This is a genomic window from Pseudomonas sp. 32_A (genome assembly GCF_017490905.1).
GTDB lineage: Bacteria > Pseudomonadota > Gammaproteobacteria > Pseudomonadales > Pseudomonadaceae > Aquipseudomonas > Aquipseudomonas inefficax.
In genome coordinates this window covers 1-513 of the sequence record NZ_JAFGYI010000196.1, presented here as the reverse complement: position 1 = coordinate 513, position 513 = coordinate 1, and the positions used below count along the sequence as shown (strand labels likewise).

General features: G+C 65.3%; 1 protein-coding gene. It reads left to right on the top strand.

The features are described 5' to 3' along the window. The coding region (locus J5M58_RS26260) for a type VI secretion system contractile sheath large subunit (protein ID WP_207880257.1) at positions 1-513 on the top strand (513 nt) is incomplete at both ends.

Below are 513 nucleotides of genomic sequence, written 5' to 3'. Positions count from 1 at the left end.
GCGTGCGCACCGCGCGCTCGCGCAGCAGGCGCTCGAGCACACGGTCGGCATGACGACCGACGCTTACGGCAGCGTCAAGCAGATCATCGCCGAGATCGACCGCAAGCTCTCCGAGCAGATCAACCTGATCCTGCATCATCAGGAGTTCCAGACGCTCGAAGGCGCGTGGCGCGGCCTGCACTACCTCGTCACGAACACCGAGACCGACGAGCTGCTGAAGATCAAGGCACTGCCCGCGTCGCGCAACGAGCTCGCGCGCACGCTCAAGCGCTACAAGGGCGTCGCGTGGGATCAGAGCCCGCTGTTTCGCAAGGTCTACGAAGAAGAGTACGGCCAGTTCGGCGGCGAGCCGTTCGGCTGCCTCGTCGGCGATTTCCATTTCAACCACAGTCCGCCCGACGTCGAGATGCTCGGCGAGCTGTCGAAGATCGCGGCAGCCGCGCATGCGCCGTTCATCGCGGGCGCGTCGCCCGAGCTGATGCAGATGGATTCGTGGCAGGAGCTCGCCAATCC